Source organism: Marinobacter sp., from assembly GCF_033722735.1.
Lineage (GTDB): Bacteria > Pseudomonadota > Gammaproteobacteria > Pseudomonadales > Oleiphilaceae > Marinobacter.
This window is the reverse complement of record NZ_JAWVYN010000017.1, coordinates 20,513-41,307: the sequence shown is the minus strand read 5'-3', so window position 1 is coordinate 41,307 and position 20,795 is coordinate 20,513. Positions and strand designations below refer to the sequence as shown.

Below are 20,795 nucleotides of genomic sequence, written 5' to 3'. Positions count from 1 at the left end.
GGACCCGGTTTTTCATTGGCCTGGTGGCAGCACCACCGGACGCCATCACTGCACGCTACGAACCGTGCCCTTGTAACCTTCCACGGTCACTTCGATGGTGCCATAGACCAGGTAGTCGTTCTTCTTGACGACGTAGCGTGGCGCCACGATGACGTCAGCACCGGACTCGGAAATGGCATTGTAAGCCGCAGCGGACTTGACCGCAGAGACCGGATCCAGGCCGCCCAGGCTCAGGGCGCTGCCGCCGCCGTTGCCGTAGGTCATGCCGTCGGCGTACTCGCTGTCGTCACTCATGGTGAAGAACAGGATCTTGGTGGCAGAGGAACTGCCGGTGATTTTCTCGCCAACTTCAATGTCAGCGGTCAGGTTGGTGTCAACGGAGCCGTTCAGGGGCACCGGTGACGAGCTCACGTTCATTGAGCTACAGCCGGACAGGGCACCGGCCAGCAGAAGGCTGGAAGCAATAAGCGCTTTTTTCACTGATAAATCTCCATGTGTTGTGGTCAGACCTTCATGGTCGTCGCGCACTATACACAAGGAGTCCCGCCGCCACAATAATGAACCGCGCTTTTTCTCTTTAAATACAATTATATACACGTGTTCACATTTAATCCGCCGCGTCATCATTCTATAGTACTTTTTGGCATAGCCGGTGTTGGTCTTTCGAATATCTCGACTATACTCTGGTGAACGGTCATCCTGGTCGAACGCAGGATGTCAGGGCCGTTAACGTACTGAATTTGAAATGAAGTACATTCGTAACGAATGCGACGACAGCTAAACCACAACAAGGAGTGGATAATGAAAAAACTGATCGTAGGCGCAATGCTTCTGGGTGCCTCCACCCTCACCTTCGCCCAGCCAGGCTGTGGCGTCGGAGCCATGATCTGGAAAGGACAGTCCGGTGCAGCGCCGCACATTCTGGCCGCGACCACCAACGGCACCTTCGGTAACCAGACGTTCGGGATGACCACCGGCACCCTGGGCTGTAACACCAACGAATCCGTGCAGTCCATGGCCATGTACATGAACAGCAACGCCGACAAGATTGCCCGCGACATGTCCCGCGGCAGCGGCGAAAACCTGGAAACCCTGGCGGTGCTGCTGGGCGTGGAACAGGCCGATCGAGACGCGTTTCGTTCCCTGCTCAAGGACAACTTCGCAGCCATTTTCCCGACATCCGATACCACCTCCGGTGAGGCGGTTGATGCCATCGTGGCCCTGCTGGAACAGCACGAAACCCTGAGCAAGTACGTCGCGGCCTGATCGCCGCCTCTCAAGGACACAGCCACAGACTGCGCCAGGGACGGCGCTATCCTGAACGCCCATTGGTAAACCATTATTCATGCGCGCACTTCCCTGTCTTGCGCTGGCCGCGCTCGGTCTGGCGATCCACACAACGGCCCCGGCGGCGCCCACTTCAAACACCGCACAACTGGCACTGGACCCCGGCTGGCTGACCCTCGGCCACTACCAGCCCGACCGGTTTGGCACCGGCCACACCAGCCAGGCGGACGACCCGGACTTCTTCCTCAGCCCCGAGGGCAAGCATTCCCCCCGGGCCGAACTGCAAGCCACCCTGGCCGCCATCCAGCAACCGGGCGCCGGCGATGGCCATGCCCGCTGCCGCTTCCCCGCCCGCGACCGCTGGCTCCGCAGCCGCCTGGACCTGCCGGAGACGCCGATAGAGTGCCCGGCCTTCGAACAGTGGCAACGCACCCTGAACACCGACACCGTGACCCTGGTCTTCGCGGCCTCCTACCTGAACAGTCCATCCTCCATGTTCGGTCACACCTTCCTGCGACTGGACCCGCCCAGTGACGATGAGACCACCGACCTGCTGCTGGCCAACACCATATCCTATGCCGCTGACGCGGCCGCCCATGACAGCGAGCTGCTGTTCGCCTACAAGGGCATATTCGGCGGCTACCCCGGCATCACCACGGTCCAGCCCTACTACGACAAGATTCGGCTCTATACCGACATCGAGAATCGCGACCTGTGGGAGTACACGCTGAACCTGGGGCCGGATGAAGTGGCGCAACTCCTGGCCCACGCCTGGGAGATCCGCGACCGCAATTTTGACTACTACTTCTTTGACGAGAACTGTGCCTACCGTCTGTTGGCCCTGATCGATGTCGCCCGGCCGGGGACGAACCTGCTCGGCGAGGTCTCCACCCACGCCATCCCTTCCGATACGGTTCGCTGGGTCGTCGACAAGGAGCTGGTGGCCGGCATCCACTACCGCCCCTCCGCCGCCACCTCGGTCAGCTACGCCCTCGATCGGTTGCCGGAGGCCCAGCGCGAGCTGGCCGCCGACCTGGCCAACGGCCGCGCCCCGGTCACTGCGCCAGTACTGGCCGAGCTGGATGATCGCAGCCGGGCTCGCCTGCTGGACGCCACCTACGATTATGTCCGTTACCAGAGCGAGGCCGAGGGTTGGCCCCGGGACTATGCCGCCCCGCTCTCCCACAACCTGCTGCGGGCCCGCAGCGAAATCGACGGCACCACTGAGCCCCTCCATCCCCCCACCCCCGGTATCCGGGACGACCAGGGGCACGACACCTTCCGGATCAGCCTGGCCGGCGGACGCTGGCACGACCGCAACTTCAGCCAACTGACCCTGCGCCCGGCCTACCACGACCTGCTCGATCCGCCGGCGGGCTACCGTGGCGGGGCGCAGCTCCAGTTTCTCCGGCTCGATGCCCGCCTCTACACCGACAACGACGAGCTGCAGCTGGAGCGCCTGGTCGGTGTGGAGATCCGCTCGCTCTCGCCTCGCAACGAGTTCTTTTCGCCGTTGTCCTGGCAGGTGGGCTTTGGCGGCCGCCGCACCGACTTGGGCGACGACCGGGTGTTCACCCCCTACCTGGAGGGCGGCGCAGGCGGCAGCTGGCGGCTCTCCCCGGCCAGCCAGGTCTTTGCCCTTGCCACCGCGGACCTGGAGATCGATGATGATATCCGTCGGGGCTACGACTTCGCACCGGGCGCAGATCTGGGCCTGCTGTACCAGAGTCACCGGACAAGCCTGCTGAGCGGAATACGCAGCAAGGCCTGGATCGTCAGCAACCAGCACCGGCAGGATCAGTGGTACCTCAAAGGCGGCCTCCACCTGGGCCGTCGGGCCAGCCTATTCGCTGAGTTCGCCCGTGACAAACACTACGATCGGTATCAAAATTTATGGCAACTGGGATTACACGGCTATTTCTGAACACCGCCGCCCTCGCCTGCAGCGTGCTTCTGTCCGGCTGCAGCGGGCTGTTTTTCTATCCGGACCGACAGGTCTACCTGACCCCCGACCGCCTCAACCTGGCCTATCGTGACGTCTACCTGAAGACAGGCGATGGTGAGACATTACACGGCTGGTGGTTACCCGCCGAAGCCCGGGCCAGCCAGGGCACCGTGTACTTCCTCCATGGCAATGCCCAGAACATCAGCAGCCACATCCTCAACGTGGCCTGGCTCCCGGACGCCGGCTACAACGTGTTCCTGATCGACTACCGGGGTTACGGCCAATCCACCGGTGAGCCGGACCTGGAAGGCGCCCTGCACGACGCCGAAACCGGACTACGGTGGCTGGCCAACCACCAGCTTGCACCGGAACAACCCCTGATCCTGCTGGGCCAGAGCCTGGGGGGCGCCCTCGGAATCGCCCTCGCCAGCGAGTGGAGCAAGCGCAACGAGCAGCCAGCACTGGCGGCGGTGGTACTGGATGCCAGCTTCACCGGTTTCCGCGCGATTGCCCGGGAAAAGCTGGGGGAGTTCTGGCTGACCTGGCCGTTGCAGGTGCCCCTGAGCTGGACCATTCCCGGCGAGTATGAGGGTATCGACCTCATTGCCGGGATTGCCCCCACCCCCGTCATGATCATCCACAGCCGCAGCGATGGCATCATCCCCTTTCACCATGGGCCGCAACTCTTCGAGGCCGCCGAACAACCAAAACGGTTCCTGGCCACCGACACGCCCCACGCCGCGACGTTTGTGGTGCCGGAGTATCGACGGGCGGTGACCGACTTCCTGGCGTCCGGGCTGCTCCAGGCCGCTCAGAACCAGCGCTGACCCCGGGCCCAGCGCCATCCCCGGTCGGACAACCCTGGCGGATCGCCCGACGCCGGACACAAAAAAACCCGCCGTCCATTACCGGAGGCGGGTTTTTCGTCCTTACTGGAAGCGTTGGGACTGGCTTAGAACTCGGTCGGTTGCTCGCCTTCCTTAACTTCCTTCATGGACAGCTTCACGCGGCCACGGTTGTCCACATCCAACACCTTGACCAGCACCTGCTGGCCTTCGCTCAGCTCGTCGGTGACGTTCTCGATGCGACGCTCGGAGATCTGGGAAATGTGCACCAGACCGTCCTTGCCCGGCAGGATGTTGACGAAGGCACCGAAGTCCACAATCCGCTCGACACGGCCACTGTAGATGGCGCCCACCTCGATTTCCGCGGTGATTTCCTGAACCCGCTTCATCGCCGCCTGGGCGGCGGCCTGGTCTTCGGCGTAGATCTTCACGTTGCCGTCGTCGTCCAGATCGATGGATGCGCCGGTTTCGTCGCAGATACCACGAATGGTGGCACCGCCCTTACCGATCACGTCACGGATCTTGTCCGGATGGATCTTCAGGGTGGTGATGCTCGGCGCACGGGCGGACAGCTCGGCACGGGGGGCAGAGATGACCTTGGCCATTTCACCCAGAATGTGCTGACGGGCGTCGTAGGCCTGCTGCAGGGCAATTTCCATGATCTCGTCGGTGATGCCGTTGATCTTGATATCCATCTGCAGGGCGGTGACGCCTTCGGCGGTCCCGGCCACCTTGAAGTCCATGTCGCCGAGGTGGTCCTCGTCACCCAGGATATCGGTCAGCACGGCGAACTTGTCGCCTTCCTTGACCAGCCCCATGGCGATACCGGCAACCGGCGCCTTGATGGGGACACCGGCGTCCATCAGCGCGAGGCTGGAGCCACAGACGGAGGCCATGGAACTGGAGCCGTTGGACTCGGTGATCTCGGACACCGCACGGATGGTGTACGGGAACTCTTCCACCGTCGGCATGACGGCGGCCACGCCCCGCTTGGCCAGGCGGCCGTGACCGATCTCACGACGGCCCGGGCTGCCCATGCGGCCAGCTTCGCCGACGGAGTACGGCGGGAAGTTGTAGTGGAACAGGAACGGGTCCTTGCGCTCGCCTTCCAGGGCATCGATGATCTGGGTATCTCGCGCCGTGCCCAGGGTGGTGGTTACGATGGCCTGGGTTTCACCACGGGTGAACAGGGCGGAACCGTGTGTGCTGGGCAGCACGCCTACCTCGATCTGGATCGGACGCACGGTCTTGGTGTCACGGCCGTCAATCCGCGGCTTGCCGTCGATGACGGACTGACGCACGATGGCCTTCTCCACCTTGCCGAAGTACTTCTTCACTTCCTCTTCGGACGGCTGGCCTTCCTCTTCACCGGCGAGCTTCTCGACGGCTTCGGTTTTCAGCTCACCCAAACGGGCATAGCGATCCATCTTGTCACGGATGGTGTAGGCTTCTTCGATACCGGTCGCGAAATCGGCGCGAATGGCCTCCAGCAGCTCGGTGTTCTCCGCTTCCGGGGTCCACTCCCAGCGAGGCTTGCCGTTTTCAGCCGCGAACTCCTTGATCGCCTGAATGGCAACCTGCATCTCCTGATGCGCGTACAGGACACCGCCCAGCATCTGGTCTTCGGTCAGCCCCTTGGCTTCGGACTCCACCATCAGCACCGCATCTTCGGTACCGGCGACCACCATGTCCAGCAGGGACGTTTCCAGCTCCTCAAACGTCGGGTTCAGGAAGTAGCCACGGTCGTTGGTGAAACCCACCCGGGAGGCGCCAATCGGGCCATCAAACGGGATACCGGAGATCGCCAGCGCGGCAGAGGCCGCCAGCATGGCCGCAATGTCCGGGTCCTGGGTCTTGTTGGCCGACATCACCGTCAGCACGACCTGGACCTCGTTCATGTAGCCATTCGGGAACAGCGGACGAATCGGCCGGTCGATCAGGCGGGAGGTCAGGGTTTCCTTCTCGGAGGGACGACCCTCACGCTTGAAGAAACCTCCGGGGATCTTGCCGACCGCGTAGGTCTTTTCCTGGTAGTTCACGGTCAGCGGGAAAAAGCCCTGACCCGGCTTGGGCTCCTTGGCACCGACCACGGTACCCAGAACGGATACGTCGTCGATGGAGACCAGCACGGCGCCGGTGGCCTGACGGGCAATACGACCGGTTTCGAGGGTGACGGTCTTGCCACCCAGTTCAAATGTCTTCTTTACCGGATTCACGGTAACTCCTTGTTCATCTTCAGTTCACAGTCCACCGATCGACGACCATCGTCGACCGGTCCAACGTGCCTTCAAGTCACGACCCGATGAACGAAGGGCAACCCGTCTGAAAGCTAACAGGCTGTTGTAAAACCCCGGCAAGGGCGCGGTCCGGGCCTTTCAACAACCTGCTATCAATTTCGGCTTTCGGTTACGACAGGGAGTCCTTCACAATCACCGGACTGGCCGGAAGGCAGCACTTCGTGCGGAGCACGTCCGGGCCAGGCTAGTGGCCAGTGACGATACCGCGGGAGAGAGGTACAAGGGCGGGTAAGCCCGCCACCTGCAGGCCGGAGCCCAAACGGCCCCAGCCGGCAATCGTCGAATCCAGACGGATTAGCGACGCAGACCCAGACGCTTGATCAGGTCGAGATAACGATCAGCGTTTTTGTTCTTCAGGTAGTCAAGCAGCTTACGACGCTGGTTAACCATCCGAATCAGGCCACGGCGGGAATGGTGATCCTGCTTGTTGGCCTTGAAGTGGCTCTGCAGCTTGTCGATGTTGGCGCTCAGCAGTGCCACCTGAACCTCAGGGGAACCGGTATCGCCTTCACCTTGCTGGAAATCCTTAACGATCTGTGCCTTCTCATTGGCAGAAAGTGCCATAACTCACCTCTTGGTTTGCGATGCTCAAAAATACAGCCGAACCGCGCATCTCTACAGCCCGGCTAGTTCAGCCAGCGCGTTCCCATGGGGACGCGTCAGCCGTTTTGCACCAGACGGCGGGGCACGATCTTGCAGCCCTCGCCCTCGGCAAAACTCTCACCCAAACCGACAAACCGGTCAGGCCCATACAGCCGTACCAGCCCGGACCTGGGGTGACCCGGTATTCTAACCGGTTGTCCGTTCAATATCGATACCAACTGACGCCCTTCCAGCGACAGTTTCGGAAACATGGTCAAGGCCGCATCCGGGGCCACCAACAGGCCGTCCAGGCTTTCGCCCTGTTCGCGCAGGGATTCGAGCCGCGCTACGGAATTGACGTCTGCCAGGGTGAAACCGGCGGCCAGGGTCCGACGAAGCGCTATCACATGGGCGCCACAGCCCAACGCCTCGCCAATATCCTCAACCAGGGAACGGATGTAGGTGCCTTTGGAGCACTTTACCGCCAGGTCGATTTCATCGTCACGCACGGCCAGCAACGTCAGCTCGTAGATGGTCACCGGGCGGGCGGGGCGTTCCACCTCGATGCCTTCGCGGGCGTACTCATAGAGTGGACGCCCCTTGTGCTTCAACGCCGAGTACATGGAGGGCACCTGCTCGATGTCGCCCCGAAACTGCGCCAGTACCGCCTCCACGGCAGCCTCGCCGAGGCCCTCTGGAAGCGGACGCTGATCCACCACGGCACCCTCGCTGTCACCGGTTTCCGTGCGTACCCCCAGGCGGGCGGTGGTGATGTAGGCCTTGTCACTGTCGAGCATGACCTGGGAGAACTTGGTGGCCTCGCCAAAGCACAGCGGCAGCACGCCGGTGGCCAGGGGGTCGAGCGCACCGGTGTGGCCGGCCTTGGCCGCCCCCATCAGACCCTTGACCTGCTGAAGGACACCGTTGGAGGTCAACCCCTGGGGCTTGTCGATAACCAGAATGCCGTTGACGTTACGGCCCTTGCGGCGTCGGCTCAATCCTCTGACTCCGAATCGTCGTCCCGGGACACCGCCGGCTTCTGGCCGACCGCCTGGTTGATCAGGGCATCCATGCGCCGGCTCTGGCCCAGCAGGGTATCGAAGTGGAATCGCAGGTGGGGCACCACCCGAAGCTTCATCGCCCGGCCCAGTTGGCCGCGCAGGAAACCGGCCGCCTTGTTCAGGATGGCCAGGGACTCCTTCACTTCAGGCGAGGTTGCGGTCAACTCCTCGGTGGTCAGCAGCGAGACAAAGATATCGGCATAACCGAGGTCCCGGCTCACCTTCACCGCATTCACCGTGACCATCCCCAGGCGCGGGTCCTTGATCTCCCGCTGGATCAGCTGGGCCAGCTCACGCTGAATCTGATCGCCGATGCGATCGAGACGGCTAAATTCTCTTGGCATGATTCCGCCTGTCAGTCACACAGCCAGTTAACGGGAAACGCCCCCTTCGGGGACGCTTCCACATCGCGTAGAAAGGGGGGGACGCGCCGGTTATCCGCCCTGGGATTCCAGCTGACGCTCCACCTTGACCCGATCGAACACCTCGATCTGGTCGCCCACTTTCACGTCGTAACCCTTAACGCCGATACCACATTCCATGCCGTTGCGGACGTCCTGAACGTCATCCTTGAAGCGGCGCAGGGATTCCAGCTCGCCCTCAAAGATCACCACGTTGTCGCGCAGGACGCGGATCGGCTTGTTCCGGTGTACGGTACCCTCGGTCACCATACAGCCGGCCACCTGGCCGAATTTGGGTGAGCGGAAGGTATCGCGAACCTCGGCGATGCCAATGATCTCTTCCCGGAACTCCGGCGCCAGCATGCCGGTCAGGGCGGCCTTCACATCGTCGATCAGGTTGTAGATGATGCTGTAATAGCGCAGGTCCAGGCCTTCCTGTTCCACCAGACGCTTGGCGGCGCCATCGGCCCGGACGTTGAAGCCGAAGATGACCGAGCCGGTGGCCAGGGCCAGGCTGACGTCGGTTTCGGCAATACCACCGACCCCGGAGGAGACGATCTTGACTTGCACCTCGTCGTTGCCCAGGTCCTGCAGGGCCTTGGTGATGGCCTCCAGCGAGCCGCGCACGTCGGTCTTGAGCACGACGTTGAGGGTTTTGACCTCGTCCTTGCCCATGTTCTCGAACATGTTCTCCAGCTTGGCGGCCTGCTGCCGCTGCAGACGCTGCTCCCGCTCGCGGGCCTGACGGAACTCAGCCAGCTCCTTGGCCTTGCGCTCGTCGGCCACGGCGTAGAACTCATCACCGGCATCCGGTGTACCGTTCAGGCCGAGGATTTCCACCGGGATTGACGGGCCGGCCTCGTTCACCTGGGAACCGGTCTCGTCCATCATCGCCCGCACCTTGCCGAAGAAGCCGCCGGCCACGACCATGTCGCCCTTCTTCAGGGTACCGTTCTGGACCAGCACGGTGGCGACGGAGCCACGCCCACGTTCAAGGCTGGACTCGACCACCACACCCTTGGCGGGTGCATCGGGGGCCGCTTCCAGCTCCAGGATTTCCGCCTGCAGCAGAACCGCTTCCAGCAGGTCGTCGATGCCCAGGCCGCTGTGCGCGGACACCGGCACAAACTGGACGTCGCCGCCCCAATCCTCGGGAATGACTTCCAGCGCGGACAACTCATTCTTGATACGGTCCGGGTCGGCTTCTTCCTTATCCATCTTGTTGATGGCCACCACCAGTGGTACCCCGGCGGACCGGGCGTGCTGTACCGCTTCCTTGGTCTGCGGCATCACGCCGTCGTCGGCCGCCACCACTAGGATAACGATGTCGGTGCACTGGGCACCCCGCGCCCGCATCGCAGTAAAGGCGGCGTGGCCCGGGGTATCCAGGAAGGACACCATGCCGTGATCGGTATCCACGTGGTAGGCCCCGATGTGCTGGGTAATGCCGCCGGACTCGCCGGACGCCACCTTGGTACGGCGGATGTAGTCCAGCAGGGAGGTCTTGCCGTGGTCCACGTGCCCCATGACACTGACCACCGGCGCCCGCTTCTGCTTTTCACCAGTGTCAGTCTGGATCTCGCTCAGGACTTCTTCCTCGAACGCATCCTCGCTGACGGTTTTCGCCTTGTGGCCCAGCTCTTCGGTGACCAGCACCGCAGTTTCCTGGTCCAGGGCCTGGTTGATGGTCGCCATCACGCCCATGCCCATCAGCGTCTTGATCACATCCGCCGCCTTGACCGCCATTCGCTGGGCAAGATCGCCCACGGAAATGGTCTCGGGGATTTCAACTTCTCTAACCATTGGCTTGGTTGGCCTCTCGAAGCCATGACGCTTCTCTTTGGGTTTCTTTTTGGCCCGCAGCGGCTTGCGCAGAGTGGTCTCTTCCTCGTCCTCGGACAGGACGACCGGCTCTTCGACAGGGCGACTCCGCGGACCGCGATGGCCGGCCGACTTCTTCTTGGGCTTGCCATCTTCGCTTTCATCGGCCCGTTCCCGCGCCTTGTCCTTTTTCTTCTTGGCCTTGCGCTTTTCGGACTCGGCATCCAAAGGCGGTACCGGCACCTCGTCCTGAGCCGGAACTTCCGCCTCGGCAGCCGCGGCTTCAACCTCCGGAGTCTCCGGAGCCGGCGCAGCCTCTTCGGCCGGTGTCGCGGTCTCGGCTTCCGGAGCCGGCGGCGGTGTCGGCTCGGCTTTCGGCGCCTCCTCGGCCTGAGCGGCTGTCGGCGACTGAACTTCCGGCTCTTCCGGTTTCTTGACTTCCGGCTCCGGCTGCAGTTCCGCCCGCTTGACATAGGTGCGACGCTTGCGGACTTCCACATTCACCGTTTTGGCGCGCCCTGCCGCCCCACCCGTTTTGAGCGTGGTGGTCGTTTTGCGTTTCAGGGTAATTTTGCGCGGCTCGGCATCCGACTCGCCATGCGTCTTTCGTAAAAAGGCCAACAGCTGCTGCTTCTCATCGCTGGACACTGAATCGTCTTCCGAACGGGCCTTCAGGCCCGCCTCAACGATCTGCCGCAGCAAACGATCCACGGGAGCGCCTACGTCCTCGGCCAGTTGTTTTACCGTTACTTCTGACATACTGGTCCTCCTCCCGATTAAGCCTGGTCCTGGAACCAGGGCGCACGTGCGGTCATGATCAACTGACCGGCACGCTCTTCATCCATACCGTCAATTTCGAGCAGGTCGTCCACGGACTGCTCGGCGAGATCTTCCATTGTGCGGACCCCTATGCCCGCCAACTTGAACGCCAGGGCACGATCCATACCGTCCATCGTAAGCAGGTCCTCCGCCGGTTCGGCCCCTTCCAGGGCCTCTTCGTCGGCCAGGGCCTGGTTCAACAGGACGTCCTTGGCCCGACGACGCAGCTCCGTCACCGTGTCTTCGTCGAAGCCTTCGATCGCCAGCATCTCTTCCATCGGCACATAGGCCACTTCCTCGATGGATGTGAAGCCTTCCTCGATCAGCACGCCGGCAAATTCATCGTCGACATCCAGGTTGGAGGTGAAGTGCTCCAGCAGGCGGTCGTATTCCTGCTGCTGACGCTCCCCCGCCTCTTCCTCAGTCATCACGTTGAGGGTCCAGCCGGTCAGGTCGCTGGCCAGCCGCACGTTCTGGCCATTACGGCCGATGGCCTGGGCCAGGTTGTCCTCGGCCACAGCCACCTCCATGGTGTTGCGGTCCTCGTCCATGACGATGGAGGCCACTTCCGCCGGCGCCATGGCATTGATCACCAACTGGGCGGGGTTGTCGTCCCAAAGCACAATGTCGACACGCTCGCCACCGAGCTCGTTGGACACCGCCTGAACACGGGAACCCCGCATCCCGACACAGGCACCCACCGGATCGATGCGACGGTCATTGGTCTTGACCGCAATCTTGGCCCGAGAGCCCGGGTCGCGGGCGGCGCCACGAATCTCAATCAGGTCTTCGGCAATCTCCGGCACCTCGATGCGGAACAGCTCCACCAGCATGGCGGGGTCGGTCCGACTGAGAATGAGCTGAGGGCCGCGGTGGTCGGTGCGGATGTCCTGGAGCAGGGACCGCACCCGGTCACCCATGCGGAAGGTCTCACGGGGAATCAGCTGATCCCGGGGCAACAGCGCCTCGGCGTTGCCGCCCAGGTCAACGATGACGTTATCACGGGTGACCTTCTTGACGGTGCCGGACACCAGTTCGCCGACCCGGTCACGGTAGCTGTCCACAATCTTGGAACGTTCCGCCTCCCGCACCTTCTGGAAAATGATCTGCTTGGCAGCCTGGGCCCCGATACGTCCGAAGGCGACGGATTCCACTTTCTCTTCGTGGGTATCCCCCGGTTTGAGCGCCGGATCGATTTCCTCGGCCTCTTCCAGGGTCAGTTCGGTACCGAGGGCAGGCACAGCGTCGTTATCCACCACCAGCCACCGGCGAAAGGTTTCATACTCCCCGGTACGACGATCGATGGCGACCCGAATGTCGGCCTCTTCATCTTCATAGCGCTTTTTAGCAGCGGTTGCGAGTGCCAGCTCAATTGCCTCAAAGATGACTTCCTTTTCAACACCCTTCTCGTTTGAGACGGTTTCAACAACCAGCAAGATCTCTTTACTCATTGAATTACCCTGCCCTTAACCTAATAGAGTCGCAGTCAGACGAAATTATTCGAATACCGGAACGATGTTGGCCCGCTCAATGGCATCAAACGGCAGCAGGTATTCGTGGTCGTCAACGATCACCACGACATCCTGCCCCTCAATCCCCTTGAGCAAACCCTGGAACTTACGGCGCCCCTCGAACGCCATGCGAAGCCGCAGCTGCACTTGATGGCCGGCAAACGCCTCATACTGCTCCAGGCGGAACAGTGGCCGGTCCATGCCCGGCGACGACACCTCGAGGGTATACTCGGTCTGGATGGGGTCCTCCACATCCAGCACACCACTGACCTGGCGACTGACTTTCTCGCAGTCGTCCACACTGATGCCGTGCTCGGAATCGATGAAGACCCTGAGCTTGGAATGGTGCCCCTGGGAGCGGAATTCCAACCCCCAGAACTCGTACCCCAACCCCTCAACCACCGGCTGGAGCATCTCCTCAAGTTTGTTTAGCTTCGCTGACAAGGTAATTACCTTCTCCGTTACCATTTTCCGTTGCCGGAAATAAAAAAAGGGCTGTCAGTCAGCCCTTTTTACGCACCAGGGCCCTAGCGCCAGGCCCCTAATCAAAAAGCCCCTATCAATGAGACTGCGTGAACCATTGCGCTCCGGGCGCCTTCACGCGGCCTCACAGGGGCCTTTTGTTGCAAGAACTTACGGGGAAAACCGCGTCTCAACGCTCCCCGTAGACAGACACCTGGCCTGTCACTCGGCCGGGACATCCACGGCAACACCAGCTACCACAGAAACCCGCCACGATAGTCGCCGGAGTATAAATATCCGGACGCAAGTGGTCAAGGACTGACCAAAAAAAACGGCTTGGAACCCCAAGCCGTTTTTTAATAATGGTGCCGAAGGCCGGACTTGAACCGGCACGGCTTACGCCACTACCCCCTCAAGATAGCGTGTCTACCAATTCCACCACTTCGGCAATAAAAACGTTACTCAAGTTCCGGCAGCGCATCGCCCGCCGGCTCATCCTGCTCCGCTGCGTCGCCTTCCAGCGCAGGCACCTGATCCGCTGACGCCGGGACTTCCTCAACCACCGGAATACCCGCATCGGCAGAAACATCCGCGCGCTGCTTGGCAAAAATCGCCAGAGAAAAACTGGTCACAAAGAAAACAATGGCCAGGAAGGTGGTGGCACGGGTCAGAAAGCTGCCACTGCCCTGACTGCCAAACACCGTCTGGGAGGCACCGCCACCAAACGCCGCGCCGGCATCAGCACCCTTGCCCTGCTGGATCAGCACCAGACCCACCAGCGCCACCGCGATCACCACGTGCACAACGACAACCAGTGTTTCCAACCAATCCATAACGACTCTCTGTAAACCTTGTATTCGTTTCCGGCGAAACCGGGCGCCCTAAACCGCGCCGCAAATCCGGACGAAGTCGTCCGCCTTCAGGGACGCTCCACCTATCAGCCCGCCATCGATATCCGGCTGCGCAAACAGCTCGGCCGCATTATCAGGCTTTACGCTGCCCCCGTAAAGCAGGGACACCTCGTCGGCAGGCGCACCGAGCTCCGCCAACAAACCACGCATGGCCGCGTGCATATCCTGAGCGTCCGCCGCGGTCGCGGTCTGCCCGGTGCCTATGGCCCAAACCGGCTCATAGGCGATCACAACCCGCTCCCACTGGGAACCGGACACACCGGCCAGCGCCGCTCGAATCTGCCGCGCCACCACAGCTTCCGCCTCTCCGGCTTCCCGCTGCGCCAGCGTTTCTCCCACACACAGCACCACGGTCAAGCCGGACTCGAGCCCCCGCTGGAGCTTGTCGGCAACGGCCGCATCGTCTTCTCCAAAGAGCTGACGGCGCTCGGAATGGCCGACCAGCACATACTGACAACCGATGTCGGCCAGCATATCGGCAGAAACTTCGCCGGTATAGGCGCCGGACTGCCAGCGGGCCACATTCTGACCACCCAACTTGACCCCGGCTCCATCCAACTGCTGCTGGACGTCGCGCAGATAGAGTGCGGGAGGAATAATAACAACCTCTGCACCTTTATCAAGCTCGGAAAGCCCTGATTTAACACCACCAATCAGCGAACCGACCATTTCGGTCGAACCGTTCATCTTCCAGTTGGCAGCTACAATGTTACGGCGCATATCAGCCCCCTGACACAAGGGAGGCCGCACTATACAGCAGTCCGGTGACACAGACAACCGCCAAAGTTCGCGCAGTTAGCCGCGAGATTGGCGCACCACCTCCGCCAACTGCTCCGCAATCCGGCCGATGCGGTCACCGTCCTGGCCTTCCGCCATGACCCGGATCAGCGGTTCCGTGCCCGAAGCGCGAAGCAGCACCCGCCCGGTCGCGCCCAGCTCGGCCTCGGCCTGGCCGACCGCCGCCGCGATATCCTGGCGGCTCAGCGGATCGAAGCGCTCGGCCACCGCGACATTGATCATCGTCTGGGGCAACTTGCTCATACCGGCGCGCAACTCGGACAACGGGCGGCCGGCCCGCCACGCCGCCACCAGTACCTGCAGCGCCGACACGATGCCGTCGCCGGTGGTGGTGCGATCACGGATAACCAGATGACCCGACCCTTCGCCGCCCAGCACCCAGTCGTTCCGGACCAGACGTTCCATCACGTACCGGTCGCCCACCTTGGCCCGCTCGAAGGGAATACCCTGCTCCTTCAGCGCCAGCTCGGCCCCCAGGTTGGTCATCAGGGTACCGACCACCCCGCCCTTCAGCTTGCCGGATTTCTGGCGCTCGGCTGCGATAATGTACAGCAGTTCGTCGCCATCCACCTCGGAGCCGTCCCGGTCTACCATCAGCACCCGGTCACCGTCACCGTCAAAGGCGATCCCCAGGTCAGCTGACCGCTCCACCACCGCTCGCTGCAGCGCCTCCAGGTGAGTCGACCCGACCCCCAGGTTGATATTCAGTCCATCGGGCTCGGTTCCGATCACCGAAACCCGAGCGCCCAGTTCACGGAACACCTTGGGAGCAACGTGGTAGGTGGCACCGTGGGCACAATCCAGCACGATATGCATCCCCTCCAGGGTGAACTCATTGGGCACGGTACTCTTGCAGAATTCCACGTATCGGCCCGGAGCGTCGTCAACGCGGCTCGCCTTGCCCAGCTCGCTGGAATCGGCCACTTCAAGCGGGCGTTCCAACCAGCGCTCAATCTCAGCTTCCAACCCATCGTCCAGCTTGGTGCCAGCGGCGGAGAAAAACTTGATACCGTTGTCATGATGGGGGTTGTGGGAGGCACTGATCACAATGCCCGCCGAGGCGCGGAAGGTCCGGGTCAGATAAGCGATGGCTGGCGTCGGCATGGGCCCGAGCAATTTGACATCGACCCCTGCGGCGGACAGTCCGGCCTCCAGTGCCGATTCAAACATGTAACCGGAGAGGCGGGTATCCTTGCCGATCAGCACGCTGTTGCGCTGCCCTTCTCGCTTGAACGCCTGGCCCGCAGCCCAACCAAGTCGCAACATGAACTCCGGGGTGATCGGGGCCTCCCCAACCCGCCCGCGAATGCCGTCCGTGCCAAAATACTTTCGGTCTGTCATTGACCCGCCTCCTCCATGGCCGACACCACCTTGACGGCATCGACCGTTTCTTTCACATCGTGCACCCGGATGATGGATGCGCCCTTCAGAGCGGATATTGTCGCCACTGCCAGACTTGCCGGCAACCTTTCCGAAACGTCACGGCCGGTGATCTGGCCCAACATGCTCTTCCGGGACAACCCCACCAACAAGGGATACCCCAACACCTGCAGCCGGTCCAGGGCATCGAGCAACTCCAGATTGTGCGCCAGGCTCTTGCCAAAGCCGAAGCCAGGGTCCAGCAGGATCTGATCCGCCCCGACCCCCGCCCGCTCGACTTCCCGCACCCGATCCATCAGGAATGCGCTCACCTCCCGTAGGACACTCTGGTAGCTGGGCCGCGCCTGCATATCCGCCGGCCGCCCCTGCATATGCATCAGGCACACCGGCAGCCCCGTCTCCCGGGCCGCCGCCACCGCACCTTCTCGCTGCAAGGCCCGCACATCATTGAGCAGCCCCGCTCCCAGGCGCGCGGTCTCCCGGAACACCTCCGGTGAGCTGCTGTCCACCGAGACCACCACATCCAGCTCGCGGGCAAGGGCCTCCACCACCGGGCAAACCCGATCCAGCTCCTCCTGCACGGAGACCGGCGCGGCGCCGGGGCGGGTGGACTCACCGCCGACATCGATGAACGCGGCGCCCTGCTCCACCATGCTCCTGGCCTGCTGCACCGCGGCCTCCCTCGAAGTGAATCGACCGCCATCGGAGAACGAGTCCGGCGTCACATTAAGAATCCCCATGACATGGCACCGGGCCATGTCCAGCTCTCGTCCAGCGAAGTTCATCAACATCACCATGCTCCTGCGATTGATTTGTCACTCAAGTTGGAGTCCCCCCAAAAAGAAACGCCGCCCATGGGGGCGGCGCCTTGTTCTGCCTTACTGGAGCGCGTTCCGGGAGGTCAGTGCTCGCCCGCCGGGCGCCCCACACCTCCGGGCTTGCGACCGTCGTCGCTGACCTTGTCGCCGGCCGGCTCTTCCACGGTGACACCGCCACTGGGTCCACTGTCCCCCCAGCCTTTCGGCGGCCGCGGCGTGCGCCCTTCCATGATGTCATCAATCTGGTGACGGTCGATGGTTTCGTACTTCATCAACGCGTCCGCCATCATGTCGAGCTTCTCCCGGTTGTCGATCAGCAGCTGCCGGGCCTTCTCGTAGCATTCATCGATGATATTACGCACTTCCTCGTCAATCCGCTGGGCGGTCTCCGGCGAGTATACCGTGTGGGTCTGACTGGCCGCCCGCCCCAGGAAGGGCTCCTCGCTGTCGGTGTCGTACTGCAGCGGCCCCAGCTTCTCGGAGAGCCCCCAACGGGTCACCATGTTTCGCGCCAGGCTGGTGGCCCGCTCGATGTCGTTGGACGCACCGGTAGTGACGCCCTCAAACCCCAGGGTCAGCTCCTCGGCAATGCGGCCACCGAACAGGCTGCAGATGGAGCTGATCAGGTAACGCTTGGAGTGGCTGTACTTGTCCTCTTCCGGCAGGAACATGGTCACCCCCAGTGCCCGTCCGCGGGGGATGATGCTGACCTTGTAAACCGGATCATGCTCGGGCATCAGACGCCCGACGATGGCGTGACCGGCCTCGTGATAGGCGGTATTCCGCTTCTCCTTCTCGCTCATCACCATGGACTTGCGCTCGGCCCCCATCATGATCTTGTCCTTGGCCAGCTCCAGCTCCTCCATGGACACCAGACGCTGGTTTCGGCGAGCCGCAAACAGCGCGGCCTCGTTGATCAGGTTGGCCAGGTCGGCGCCGGAGAAGCCCGGGGTACCGCGAGCGATGACCGCCGGGTCGATACCGTCCGCCAGCGGCACTTTCTTCATGTGCACCTTGAGGATCTGCTCACGGCCGATGATGTCGGGCAGGCTCACCACCACCTGACGATCGAACCGGCCGGGTCGCAGCAACGCCGGGTCGAGCACGTCCGGACGGTTGGTCGCGGCGATGACGATGACACCTTCATTGCCCTCGAAACCGTCCATTTCCACCAGCAACTGGTTCAGGGTCTGCTCGCGCTCGTCGTGACCGCCGCCCATGCCGGCGCCCCGGTGGCGACCGACCGCATCGATCTCGTCGATGAAGATGATGCAGGGGCTCTGTTTTTTGGCCTGTTCGAACAGGTCGCGGACCCGGGATGCCCCCACACCCACGAACATCTCGACGAAGTCGGAACCGGAGATGGAGAAGAACGGCACCTTTGCCTCCCCGGCAATGGCTTTGGCCAGCAGGGTCTTACCGGTGCCCGGCGGACCAACCATCAACACGCCCTTGGGAATTCGGCCACCCAGGCGCTGGAACTTGCTCGGATCCCGCAGGAAATCGACGATCTCCTTGACGTCTTCCTTGGCCTCATCGACCCCGGCGACGTCCGAGAAGGTGGTCTTGATCTGGTCCTCGCTCATCAGGCGGGCCTTGCTCTTGCCGAAGGACATGGGGCCCTTGCCGCCACCACCGCCCTGCATCTGCCGCATGAAGAACACGAACAGCGCGATGATGATGAGGATCGGGAACGCGGCCACCAGTAGCTGAGTCCAGAGACTCTGCTGCTCCGGTTCCTTGCCGACGATTTCAACCTGGTTCGCCAGCAGGTCATCCATCAGCTTGTTGTCGGGCACCTGCGGGCGGATCGTCTGGAAACGCGAGCCATCGCCCCGGGTACCCTGAATTTCCAGGCCATCAATCGTGACCTGACGCACCTGTCCCTGCTGCACCATCTGTACAAACTGGGAATAATTAACCTGCTGACCAGTGGTTGTTGGTGAGAAATTCTGAAACACCATCAACAGCACGGCGGCTATGATCAGCCAAAGAACCAGATTTTTTGCCATATCGTTCAAGGATCGTCACCTGTGAATTGAAAGACCACACCGCCAGCCTTACCGGAAGAACGGCCTCTATCGACACCTTACACCAATTCTACGTCCATCCACCATGTTCGGCCCATCCGTATCGACCGAGGAAGGGCAAGATTGGCGGACACTTTCGTTAACCTTTGTTCAGATCGGTCAGCCTTTGAAGCCTTTGCACACCTGATAGATTTCCCGTGAGCGCGCCCGTGATGAGTCCGGCTTTCGGCTCACCACGGAGGCGAACGACTGGCGCATATCGGCCAGCAGGGCATCGAAGCCCTCCCCCTGAAAGACCTTGGCGACAAACACGCCGCCGGGCTTCAACACCTGGCGGGCCATGTCCAGGGCCAGCTCGACCAGCCCCATGGCACTGGGAATATCCACCGCAGCCATACCACTCATATTGGGTGCCATATCGGAAATTACAATGTCTGCGCGCCGGTCACCGAGCTTTTCCATCAGTTCATCGAACACCGACTGCTCGGTAAAATCCCCCTGTACGAAGGTAACGCCGGCGATGGGGTCCATCGGCAGGATATCGCTGGCCAGCACCACCCCGCTGTCGCCCACTCGCTCCATGGCCACCTGGGACCAGCCCCCCGGCGCCGCGCCCAGATCAACCACCAACTGCCCCGGCCGGAACAGCCGATCTTTGCGGTCCAGCTCGATGAGCTTGTAGCTGGCGCGTGAGCGGTAGCCTTCGGCCTGGGACTTCTTGACCCAGGTGTCATCGAAATGTTCCTTGAGCCAGCGTCCGCTGGATTTTGAACGCGCCAACGTGTACCTCCCGGTGTGTCCAGGGTAGGTGGATTCGGCGATTTCACCACCTACCGGATCTGTTACAATCGCCCGATTATAAGGGTTTGGCGGCCAACATGCCGCTGACGATTTTCTATGATACCGATTAAAGGACTCCATCAATGAGCCTGTCGCCTGAACAGCGCCGCCAGTACCGGGCCATCGCCCACAACCTCAAGCCGGTGATCATCATCGGCGACAAGGGCCTGACCGAGGGTCTGCAGCAGGAGCTGGACCGCGCCCTCAACGACCATGAGCTGATCAAGGTCAAGGTGGCCCACCCGGACCGCGAGGCCCGCCGCGAGGCCATCGATGCCCTGTGCGCGGAATCCGGCGCCCAACTGGTGCAAACCATCGGCAAGATCGCCGTCATCCTGCGTCGGGCCAAGAAGCCCAACCCCAAGCTGTCCAACCTGTTGCGCAACCAGTCGTAGCAGCCGCGGCAACGACTCGGGCAGGCGTCAGCCCGCACAAAAAAACCGGCATCGGGGAAACCTGATGCCGGTTTTTTGTGCCCCGTCACCGGGACGGGGCGATTGGGCACATCAGATGTGCTCCACTTCCTCGATCTCATACTCCACGGTCCCGGACGGTACCCGGATGGCCACCACATCCCCTTCGTTCTTGCCGATCAGGGCCCGGGCGATGGGGGACGAGATGGAGATCTTGCCAGCCTTGATGTCGGCTTCGTCTTCACCGCAGATCTGGTACTTCACCTGCTCCTCGGTGTCGACGTTCAGCAGGTGTACGGTCACCCCGAACACCACCTTGCCGGTATTCTCCATGGTGGTGACATCGATCACCTGGGCCGAGGACAGCTTGCCCTCGATCTCCTGGATACGCCCCTCAATGAAGCTCTGCTGCTCACGGGCGGCGTGGTATTCGGCGTTCTCCTTAAGATCGCCATGCTCACGAGCCTCGGCGATGGCCTCAATGACCCGGGGCCGTTCGACGGATTTCAGCTGCTGGAGCTCCTCACGGAGGCGGACCTCACCAGCTTTGGTCATGGGTACACGAGTAGTCATA

Annotated in this window: 19 protein-coding genes and 1 tRNA gene; 4 read left to right on the top strand and 16 right to left on the bottom strand. The window is 62.1% G+C overall.

Annotation, left to right across the window (positions count from 1 at the left end):
• Nucleotides 1–45: 45 nt before the first annotated feature.
• Nucleotides 46–480: a hypothetical protein gene (locus R3175_RS13120; RefSeq protein WP_318944770.1), complete on the bottom strand. Its 435-nt coding sequence runs from the start codon at nucleotides 478–480 to the stop codon at nucleotides 46–48.
• Nucleotides 481–801: 321 nt separating this feature from the next.
• On the opposite strand from R3175_RS13120, the gene R3175_RS13115 reads away from it, so the two are divergent.
• The 3 genes from R3175_RS13115 (at nucleotide 802) to R3175_RS13105 (ending at nucleotide 4,059) form a co-directional block, all read left to right on the top strand.
• A complete protein-coding gene (locus R3175_RS13115; RefSeq protein WP_318944769.1) occupies nucleotides 802–1,266 on the top strand; it encodes a DUF3015 domain-containing protein in 465 nt (154 codons plus the stop codon).
• Nucleotides 1,267–1,345: 79 nt separating this feature from the next.
• The gene (locus R3175_RS13110) at nucleotides 1,346–3,211 is read left to right on the top strand and encodes a DUF4105 domain-containing protein (RefSeq protein WP_318944768.1); all 1,866 of its coding nucleotides are present in this window, start codon (nucleotides 1,346–1,348) and stop codon (nucleotides 3,209–3,211) included.
• Nucleotides 3,181–4,059: an alpha/beta hydrolase gene (locus R3175_RS13105; RefSeq protein ID WP_318944767.1), complete on the top strand. Its 879-nt coding sequence runs from the start codon at nucleotides 3,181–3,183 to the stop codon at nucleotides 4,057–4,059. The genes R3175_RS13110 and R3175_RS13105 overlap by 31 nt, the downstream gene beginning before the upstream one ends.
• A 125-nt stretch (nucleotides 4,060–4,184) precedes the next feature.
• Here the strand turns inward: R3175_RS13105 and pnp are convergent, their stop codons facing one another.
• The 14 genes from pnp to rlmE all read right to left on the bottom strand — a co-directional run bounded on the left by pnp (nucleotide 4,185) and on the right by rlmE (nucleotide 19,748).
• Entirely contained in the window at nucleotides 4,185–6,293 is a 2,109-nt protein-coding gene (pnp, locus tag R3175_RS13100) for a polyribonucleotide nucleotidyltransferase (protein ID WP_318944766.1), read from the bottom strand.
• A gap of 375 nt (nucleotides 6,294–6,668) precedes the next feature.
• On the bottom strand, nucleotides 6,669–6,938 hold the full coding sequence (gene rpsO, locus R3175_RS13095; RefSeq protein WP_318944765.1) for a 30S ribosomal protein S15: 270 nt from the start codon (nucleotides 6,936–6,938) through the stop codon (nucleotides 6,669–6,671).
• A gap of 95 nt (nucleotides 6,939–7,033) precedes the next feature.
• Nucleotides 7,034–7,954, bottom strand: coding sequence for a tRNA pseudouridine(55) synthase TruB (gene truB / locus R3175_RS13090; protein WP_318944764.1), 921 nt, complete (start codon nucleotides 7,952–7,954; stop codon nucleotides 7,034–7,036).
• Nucleotides 7,951–8,361: a 30S ribosome-binding factor RbfA gene (rbfA, locus tag R3175_RS13085; protein WP_318944763.1), complete on the bottom strand. Its 411-nt coding sequence runs from the start codon at nucleotides 8,359–8,361 to the stop codon at nucleotides 7,951–7,953. Before rbfA ends, truB begins: the two co-directional genes overlap by 4 nt.
• 90 nt (nucleotides 8,362–8,451) lie before the next feature.
• Entirely contained in the window at nucleotides 8,452–10,998 is a 2,547-nt protein-coding gene (gene infB / locus R3175_RS13080; RefSeq protein ID WP_318944762.1) for a translation initiation factor IF-2, read from the bottom strand.
• A 17-nt stretch (nucleotides 10,999–11,015) separates the two neighbouring features.
• Nucleotides 11,016–12,509 (bottom strand): transcription termination factor NusA, encoded by a 1,494-nt coding sequence (nusA, locus tag R3175_RS13075; RefSeq protein ID WP_318944761.1) that lies wholly within the window; start codon nucleotides 12,507–12,509, stop codon nucleotides 11,016–11,018.
• A gap of 45 nt (nucleotides 12,510–12,554) precedes the next feature.
• Nucleotides 12,555–13,013, bottom strand: a complete 459-nt coding sequence (rimP, locus tag R3175_RS13070) for a ribosome maturation factor RimP (RefSeq protein ID WP_318944760.1) — start codon at nucleotides 13,011–13,013, stop codon at nucleotides 12,555–12,557.
• Nucleotides 13,014–13,394: 381 nt separating this feature from the next.
• A tRNA-Leu gene (locus R3175_RS13065) sits at nucleotides 13,395–13,479 on the bottom strand.
• A 10-nt stretch (nucleotides 13,480–13,489) separates the two neighbouring features.
• Entirely contained in the window at nucleotides 13,490–13,864 is a 375-nt protein-coding gene (secG, locus tag R3175_RS13060) for a preprotein translocase subunit SecG (protein WP_318944759.1), read from the bottom strand.
• Nucleotides 13,865–13,912: 48 nt separating this feature from the next.
• Nucleotides 13,913–14,662, bottom strand: coding sequence for a triose-phosphate isomerase (gene tpiA, locus R3175_RS13055; RefSeq protein WP_318944758.1), 750 nt, complete (start codon nucleotides 14,660–14,662; stop codon nucleotides 13,913–13,915).
• Nucleotides 14,663–14,737: 75 nt separating this feature from the next.
• Entirely contained in the window at nucleotides 14,738–16,081 is a 1,344-nt protein-coding gene (gene glmM, locus R3175_RS13050) for a phosphoglucosamine mutase (protein WP_318944757.1), read from the bottom strand.
• A complete protein-coding gene (folP, locus tag R3175_RS13045) occupies nucleotides 16,078–16,911 on the bottom strand; it encodes a dihydropteroate synthase (protein ID WP_318944756.1) in 834 nt (277 codons plus the stop codon). The genes glmM and folP overlap by 4 nt, the downstream gene beginning before the upstream one ends.
• Before the next feature lie 110 nt (nucleotides 16,912–17,021).
• Complete coding sequence (gene ftsH / locus R3175_RS13040) at nucleotides 17,022–18,959, bottom strand: ATP-dependent zinc metalloprotease FtsH (RefSeq protein WP_318944755.1); 1,938 nt, start codon at nucleotides 18,957–18,959, stop codon at nucleotides 17,022–17,024.
• Nucleotides 18,960–19,127: 168 nt separating this feature from the next.
• Nucleotides 19,128–19,748, bottom strand: a complete 621-nt coding sequence (gene rlmE, locus R3175_RS13035; protein ID WP_318944754.1) for a 23S rRNA (uridine(2552)-2'-O)-methyltransferase RlmE — start codon at nucleotides 19,746–19,748, stop codon at nucleotides 19,128–19,130.
• Between the two features lie 143 nt (nucleotides 19,749–19,891).
• Here rlmE and yhbY point away from each other — a divergent pair, with 143 nt between their 5' ends.
• Entirely contained in the window at nucleotides 19,892–20,203 is a 312-nt protein-coding gene (yhbY, locus tag R3175_RS13030) for a ribosome assembly RNA-binding protein YhbY (RefSeq protein ID WP_318944753.1), read from the top strand.
• A 111-nt stretch (nucleotides 20,204–20,314) separates the two neighbouring features.
• Here the strand turns inward: yhbY and greA are convergent, their stop codons facing one another.
• Nucleotides 20,315–20,794, bottom strand: a complete 480-nt coding sequence (gene greA / locus R3175_RS13025) for a transcription elongation factor GreA (protein WP_318944752.1) — start codon at nucleotides 20,792–20,794, stop codon at nucleotides 20,315–20,317.
• Nucleotide 20,795: the final 1 nt, after the last annotated feature.

Coding starts and splice junctions, on each gene's coding strand:
- R3175_RS13115 (WP_318944769.1), top strand. CDS start 802: ATGAAAAAACTGATCGTAGGCGCAATGCTTCTGGGTGCCTCCACCCTC.
- yhbY (WP_318944753.1), top strand. CDS start 19,892: ATGAGCCTGTCGCCTGAACAGCGCCGCCAGTACCGGGCCATCGCCCAC.
- rpsO (WP_318944765.1), bottom strand. CDS start 6,938: ATGGCACTTTCTGCCAATGAGAAGGCACAGATCGTTAAGGATTTCCAG.
- folP (WP_318944756.1), bottom strand. CDS start 16,911: ATGTTGATGAACTTCGCTGGACGAGAGCTGGACATGGCCCGGTGCCAT.
- tpiA (WP_318944758.1), bottom strand. CDS start 14,662: ATGCGCCGTAACATTGTAGCTGCCAACTGGAAGATGAACGGTTCGACC.
- secG (WP_318944759.1), bottom strand. CDS start 13,864: ATGGATTGGTTGGAAACACTGGTTGTCGTTGTGCACGTGGTGATCGCG.
- glmM (WP_318944757.1), bottom strand. CDS start 16,081: ATGACAGACCGAAAGTATTTTGGCACGGACGGCATTCGCGGGCGGGTT.
- rbfA (WP_318944763.1), bottom strand. CDS start 8,361: ATGCCAAGAGAATTTAGCCGTCTCGATCGCATCGGCGATCAGATTCAG.
- infB (WP_318944762.1), bottom strand. CDS start 10,998: ATGTCAGAAGTAACGGTAAAACAACTGGCCGAGGACGTAGGCGCTCCC.
- R3175_RS13110 (WP_318944768.1), top strand. CDS start 1,346: ATGCGCGCACTTCCCTGTCTTGCGCTGGCCGCGCTCGGTCTGGCGATC.
- R3175_RS13105 (WP_318944767.1), top strand. CDS start 3,181: ATGGCAACTGGGATTACACGGCTATTTCTGAACACCGCCGCCCTCGCC.
- nusA (WP_318944761.1), bottom strand. CDS start 12,509: ATGAGTAAAGAGATCTTGCTGGTTGTTGAAACCGTCTCAAACGAGAAG.
- greA (WP_318944752.1), bottom strand. CDS start 20,794: ATGACTACTCGTGTACCCATGACCAAAGCTGGTGAGGTCCGCCTCCGT.